The organism is Nocardioides sp., assembly GCF_030655615.1.
GTDB lineage: Bacteria > Actinomycetota > Actinomycetes > Propionibacteriales > Nocardioidaceae > Nocardioides.
Map to the genome: position 1 here is coordinate 1 of NZ_JAURVJ010000215.1, position 6,371 is coordinate 6,371.

Sequence of the window (6,371 nt, forward strand, 5' to 3'; positions counted from 1 at the left end):
CGCCGGCCGGGTCGCGGTGGATCACGACGGTCAGATCGGCGGCGGCGCCGGTCTCGGGCCCGACGTCGAGGGCGACGGAGGCGACCGCCCCGACGGCGAAGCCCCAGCTCGGCCCGACGCGGCCGACGCGCTCGGCGTACGCCATCGCCCAGCCGCCGCTGGTCGCGTCGACGTGGAGCGGGACGCCCTTGGCCACGGTCGCGGCGGCGAGCCAGCCGACGGGGTCGACGGTGCCGTGGGAGTACGACGGCGCGGAGGCCACGACCAGCACCGTGTCCTCGTGGATGGCCGCGGCCATGGCACCGAGCGGGGCGCGGCCGTCGAGGTCGACGGGGACGACGACCGGGACGAGCCCGACCGTCTCGGCGGCGGCGAAGTAGGCGGGGTGGGCCGAGGACGGCAGGACCACGGTCGCCCGCTTGAGGCCGGGACCGGCGTCGCGGGCCCCGCGGAGGACGACGACCGCGGCCTCGGTCACGCCGGCGACGACGAGCCCAGCAGCCTCGTCGGGAGCCTGGAGCAGGTCGGCGACGAAGCCGAGCAGCTGGGCCTCGGCCGTGTGGAGGGACGGCGTCTCGGCGCCGCGGCGGCGGGTGGCGGGGTGGGCGAGCCGGCCGTCGTCGGGGCCGGCTCCGGCGAGCGGCGTCAGCGCCGACTCCTGGGTGGCGGCGTCGATCGCGTCGATCGCGTCGTCGGCCTGACGCATCAGCGTCAGGTGCGCGGGAGCGCGCGTCATGGGACCTCCGGTCGACGTGGGCGCCCGCATCCCGGGCGGCGGGCCATCGTCGTAGGGGGAGCGTAGGTGGGGACACCCCCGCCCCGGCAGGTCGTCGGGGGTCGACCTGCAGGGCCCGTTGGGACTAGTAGTCCTCGCCGTTCGGCCGCTGGAGCCGGTCGAGGAACGAGACCAGCACCGCCTCGCGCAGCTCGGGGGAGGCGAGGTCGAGCAGGGCGTTGACCTCGGCCATCCGGGTCGGAAGGGCGAGGCCGGGACCGTCACCCACGAGCCCGGCGGCGACGAGGAGCCCGTCGAAGTCGGCGTCGGTGAGGGTGGTCGGGTCGAGGGTGGCGACGTAGGCCGCGACCCCGGGGTCGACGACAACCGGGCCGGCCTCCTGCGCGGTGCCGACCGACTCCGCCAGGGCGACGAGGAACTCGGGCACGTGGGGCCCGGTGGCGGCACTGACGGAGAGGTGGATGGTCGCGGGCCGGCCGCCGTGGGTGAGCTGGGGCTGGACGTACCAGCCGCGGGAGGCCATCTCGTCGCAGACCGTGAACGGGTCGCAGCTGGCGTCGGTCGAGAGGGCGACCAGGGTCGAGTCGGGCGGGGCGACGAGGTGCAGCCCGGGAATGTCGGTGGCCCCGGCCACGATGGCGTCCACGGCGGCGAACACCTCTCGAGTCAGGAGCTCATAACCCGTGTCCCCGATCGACTTCACCGAGACCCAGGCGCCCGCCAGGGGGCCGCCCGAGCGCGTCGACTGCATGGTCGAGTTGAGCATCGTGTAACCCGGCCACGCAGCACTCGCGAAGAGCTGCGGCCGCCTCAGGGCTGCGGTGCGGTGCAGCAGCACCGAGGCGCCCTTCGGGGCGTAGGCGTACTTGTGCAGGTCGACGGAGATCGAGGTGACGCCCTCGACGGCGAAGGTCCACGGCGGCACGGCGCGGCCCAGCCGGGCGGCGTACGGCAGGACCCAGCCGCCGATGCAGGCGTCGACGTGACACCGGATCCCGCGCTCGGCGGCGAGCGCGGCGAGCTCGGTGACCGGGTCGACGACACCGTGGGCGTACGACGGCGCGCTGGCCACCACCAGCACGGCGCGCTCGCCCAGGTCGTCGAGCGCGCGGGCGGTCGCGGCCGGGTCGGCGCGGAAGTCGTCGCGGGTCGGCACGAGCACGGCCTCGACGCCGAAGTAGTGCGCGGCCTTGTGGAACGCCGCGTGCGCGGTGGCGGGCAGGACCATCGCCGGCCGGTCGACCCGGGCGGCGTCGCGGGCGCCCTGCACGGCGAGCAGCACCGACTCGGTCCCGCCCGAGGTGACGTTGCCGACCACGGTGCCGGGCCCGTCGACGAGGCGCGCGGTGATGCCGACGAGGTCGTTCTCCATCGTCAGCAGGCTCGGGAACGCGGTGGGGTCGAGCCCGTTGGAGCCCGCGAACGCGCCCACCGCCTCCCGCGCCACCCGGTCGACCTCGGCGAGCCCGGAGTCGTAGACGTAGGCGAGGGTCCGGCCGCCGTGCACCGGCAGGTCGGACGCCTGCAGCGCGCGCAGCGTGGCGAGCAGCTCGTCGGGATCGGTCATGCGGGAAGCTCCGTTCGGTCGTCGAGGCCGTAGCGCGTCAGCCACCACAGGCTGGTCACGACGAGCAGCGCCGGCAGCACGGAGAACCCGAGCGTGATCGCGGTCAGGGCGCTGTCGGGCTGGATGATGCTGCTGTCGTCGGTGCTGGAGCGGTACGAGCCGAGGGCGAGCACGAGCGCGAAGAGCCCGGGTCCGAGGGCCAGTCCGAGCGTCTCGCCGGCCGTCCAGACGCCGGTGTAGACGCCGGCGCGGTTCTCGCCCGTGCGGCGCGCGTCCGCGGCCGCGACGTCGGGGAGCATGGCCAGCGGGAAGACCTGGCAGCCGGCGTAGCCCACGCCGACCACGGCGACGGCGGCGAGCACGACCGCGCCCGGGGCCACCTGAGCGGTCGCGGCCAGGGCGGCGCCGACGGCGAGGATGACCGACGCGGCGAGGTAGGCGCGCTGCTTGCCGACGTGCTCGCCGACCTTCGACCAGACCGGCGTGAGCAGCAACGCGGGGCCGACGAAGCAGACGAAGAGCACGGTCGAGGCGCCGTCCTCGCCCAGCACGTCGCCGGCCAGGTAGTCGACCCCGGCGAGCATGCAGCCGGTCGCGAGCGCCTGCAGCACCCACGTCGTGAGCAGCAGCCGGAAGTCGCGCGCGCCGGCAACCACGCGCAGCTGGTCGCGCAGCGAACCGGCGCCCGGCGCGACGGCGCCGACCGGCGCGTCACGCGTGCCGAGGTAGGCGCCGACGACGCCGACCAGGATCACGACCGCCATGGCCAGGCCCATCAGCCGGTAGCCGTCGCGTCCGCCGACCGCGTCGCGGATCACCGGGGCCGTGGCGCCCGCCAGCAGGATCGTGAACGCCAGGATCGCGACCCGCCACGTCATGAGGCGCGTGCGCTCGGCGTACCCCTGCGTCATCTCGGCGGGCATCGCGACGAACGGCACCTGGAAGAACGCGTACGCCGAGGCGCAGGCCAGGAACAGCACGAGCACGTAGCCGGTCTCGAGGACGCGCGAGTCGAGGTCGGGCCCGGCGAAGAGGAGCGCGAAGGTCGCCGCCAGCGCGATACCCGCCCGCAGCAGCCACGGCCGGCGTGGGCCGCGGGGGTCGACGGTCCGGTCGCTGATGCGCCCGGCGACCGGGTTGAGGAGCACGTCCCACGCCTTCGGCAGCACCACCACGAAGCCGGCAACGACGGCCGCGACCCCGAGGGTGTCGGTCAGGTAGGGCAGGAGCATCAGCCCCGGGACGGTGCCGAACGCGCCGGTCGCGACCGAGCCGAGGCCGTAGCCGACCCGGACCCGGCGGGGCAGCGTCGTCTGCGCCGACGAGGCGGGGGTGGGCATCCGGCGAGATTAGTACGACCTGCTCACCCGCCGTCGCGACACCACCACATCCGGCGTCACCACGTCCGTCACCACCACGTCCGGCGTCAGCTGACCCCGCAGCTGGGGGCGCTCCACGAGCGTCCGGCCCGGATGTCGACGTGCACGTGGTCGTCGTGGTCGGGGTAGCCCGGGCCGAAGATGCCGCCGAAGCCGGTGTAGCGGGCGTTCTGGGCGAGCGTGCAGAACGAGACGCCGACCAGGTCGATGGCGGTGCCGTAGGTGTGCTGGCCGGTGCCGCTGCCGCCGACCTGCCGGTCGCAGGCCTGCGAGCGGAACCCCGAGCTGACGGAGATCGGCTGGTTGCCGATCCGCTGCCGCAGGGCCTCGGCGCGCCACATCGCGCGCTTGAGGTTCTCCTTGACCGTCGCCGCCGGGACCGACCCGCCGGCGTAGCCGCCGGCACCGCAGCCGCCGTCGACCTCGGCGTAGGAGAAGTGGATCGGGGTGCAGTCGGGGTCCTGCAGCTCGTAGATCTTCGCGTACGTCGCTGGCCCCGCCACGCCGTCGGCGCCGAGTCCGTAGGCCGCCTGGAACCCCTTGACGGCGTTGACGGTCTGCGGCCCGTAGCTGCCGTCGATCGCCATGTTGACGCCGTACCCCGCCCACCCTGCGACGCGGACCTGCAGCTCGGACACGTCCGCCCCGGTCGCGCCCGAGGACAGGTTCCGGCCCCACGAGTAGCACTCGTCGGCGTGGGCGGCGGTCGTGGTCGCCGCCGTGACGGCCACGAGGCTGGCGAGGGTGACGACGAGCGTGACGAGGGCGGCGCGCAGACGGCTCATGCCCTCCACCCTCGACCTGTCCCGCCCACCCCGAAACCGGGATAACCCTCGGACCCCGATCGTTGACCCGTCGTAGATCGAGGACGGGTCAGCGAGGAGTGCGGTGACCCGTCGTAGATCGAGGACGGGTCAGCGAGAACGCACGGTGACCCGTCGTAGATGTACGACGGGTCAGCGGGCGAGGGAGCGGGAGGAGGCGGAGCCGTGGGTACGGCGGCCGGTGCCGATGGTCGGGGCGGCGTCGTCCCCGGCCCCGTCGCCACCCGCGGTGTCGGACGGGTCGGTCGACCACTGCGAGACCCACTCGTCCAGGACCGCCCAGGTGGAGGTGCGGGCGGCGCGGCCGGTGAGCATGCCGAGGTGGCCGCCGGGGACGATCTCGAAGCGCACCTCGGGCGAGCCGGTGAGCAGCGGGACGACCGCCTTGACCGAGGCGACGGGGGCGATGCCGTCGGTCGCGCCGGCGAGGACGAGCACCGGCACGTCGATGTCGGCGAAGGAGACGGTGCGGCCGGCGGCCTCGGGCTCGCCGGTCACGTCGCCGAGGTCGAAGGTGCCTGCGACGAGGGCGTTGCCCTTGACGAAGCGGTGGTAGAGCTGGCCGAAGGTCCGGCCCGGGTAGGCGATCATCCCGGCGGTGAACCGGTCGACTGCCTCCATCTGGGCGAGGAACTCGGTGTCGTCGTAGCGGGTGGCCTTGGCGACCGGCTTGGTCACGAGCTTCTGGAACGACGTGAGCTGGAAGGCCCACTTGACCAGCGGCTTGGGGGCGCCGCCGAGGGCCTGGTAGCCGCGGGTGATCGGGCCGCGCCCGTTGGCCCAGTTGAGCAGCGGCCGCAGCGGCGCGACGAGCGGCACCTGGCTGACGTCGATCGGCGAGCCCACGGCGGTGAGCGACGCGATCGGCAGGTCGGCGTCGGCGGCGGCCGCGAGGAGCGAGAAGATCCCGCCCAGGCTCCAGCCGACGACGTGCACCGGCCGCCCGCCGGCGTGGGCGGACGCCTCGCGGATCGCGGTCGGCACGACCTCCTCGATCCAGTGCTCCATGCCGAGGTTGCGGTCCTTGAAGGAGACCTCGCCGTACTCCACCAGGTAGGTCGGGCGCCCGGCGTCGACGAAGTGCTCGACCAGCGAGCAGCCGCGCCGCAGGTCGTAGCAGGTGGCCGGCGCGGCCAGCGGCGTCACGAGCAGGACCGGGTCGCCCTGCTCGACGACCTTGGCCCGCGGCCGGTAGTGGTAGACCTCGCGCAGCGTGCCCTCGTCGATCAGCGTCCGCGGCATCGGCCGCAGGTCGGCCAGCCCGCCGTAGAACACCTTGTGCGCGAGGTTGCCCGCTGCCGAGACGACCTGGTCGGGCTTGGGGATGAGGTCCACGCTCGAAAAGTACCCCGCCACCCGACCCGAGCGGCACGCCCTACGGTGCGGTCGAGGGGGAGACCGGTCCCAGCACGGCGTACGGCGCCCCGGTCGCGTGCGCCCAGTAGCGGTCGCCCCACGACCAGTGCCACCACTCGGTGGGGTAGTTGACCAGCCCCGCGCCCGCCATCGCCCGCACCAGCTCGCGCCGGAGGGCGAGCGCCTCGCCGGTCACGTCGGGATGGTCGGTGTAGCAGCGCCCGCCCGAGACCTCCGGCGACGCGTCGACCGGGCACCCGACGTCGAGGACGTCGCCGTCGGCCGACAGCAGGAGCACGTCGACCGCCGCGCCGGCCGTGTGGGGCGCGACCTCCGGGGGTGACACGAAGCGGCTTGCGAGCCGGCGTACCTCGGCGGCGCTCGCGTCGGGCCGTTCGGTGGCCACGCGCTCGGCGTAGCGCCCGAAGTAGTGGCGCTGCAGGTCGGGCGGGCGCCAGCCCTCGTTGAGCGCGAGCACCAGCCCGTCGGGCAGCGCGGCGGCCGCGTCG

General features: G+C 74.6%; 6 protein-coding genes. All 6 read right to left on the reverse strand.

Annotation, left to right across the window (positions count from 1 at the left end; genetic code table 11):
* Window positions 1-736, reverse strand: a 736-nt coding sequence (locus Q7T52_RS18955) for an aminotransferase class V-fold PLP-dependent enzyme (RefSeq protein ID WP_304805112.1), incomplete at its 3' end; no start/stop codon positions are given.
* A 124-nt stretch (window positions 737-860) separates the two neighbouring features.
* Entirely contained in the window at window positions 861-2,303 is a 1,443-nt protein-coding gene (locus Q7T52_RS18960) for an aminotransferase class V-fold PLP-dependent enzyme (protein ID WP_304805113.1), read from the reverse strand.
* Window positions 2,300-3,643, reverse strand: coding sequence for an MFS transporter (locus Q7T52_RS18965; protein WP_304805114.1), 1,344 nt, complete (start codon window positions 3,641-3,643; stop codon window positions 2,300-2,302). The genes Q7T52_RS18960 and Q7T52_RS18965 overlap by 4 nt, the downstream gene beginning before the upstream one ends.
* Before the next feature lie 86 nt (window positions 3,644-3,729).
* Window positions 3,730-4,467 (reverse strand): M15 family metallopeptidase, encoded by a 738-nt coding sequence (locus tag Q7T52_RS18970; RefSeq protein WP_304805115.1) that lies wholly within the window; start codon window positions 4,465-4,467, stop codon window positions 3,730-3,732.
* 171 nt (window positions 4,468-4,638) lie between these two features.
* The gene (locus tag Q7T52_RS18975) at window positions 4,639-5,841 is read right to left on the reverse strand and encodes an alpha/beta fold hydrolase (protein ID WP_304805116.1); all 1,203 of its coding nucleotides are present in this window, start codon (window positions 5,839-5,841) and stop codon (window positions 4,639-4,641) included.
* Between the two features lie 40 nt (window positions 5,842-5,881).
* Window positions 5,882-6,371: M15 family metallopeptidase (locus tag Q7T52_RS18980; protein ID WP_304805117.1), on the reverse strand; the 490-nt coding region annotated here is incomplete at its 5' end.

Bases quoted from the DNA above. Each gene is read 5' to 3' on its own strand.
- Q7T52_RS18970 (WP_304805115.1), bottom strand. From the start codon at position 4,467: ATGAGCCGTCTGCGCGCCGCCCTCGTCACGCTCGTCGTCACCCTCGCC.
- Q7T52_RS18960 (WP_304805113.1), bottom strand. From the start codon at position 2,303: ATGACCGATCCCGACGAGCTGCTCGCCACGCTGCGCGCGCTGCAGGCG.
- Q7T52_RS18965 (WP_304805114.1), bottom strand. From the start codon at position 3,643: ATGCCCACCCCCGCCTCGTCGGCGCAGACGACGCTGCCCCGCCGGGTC.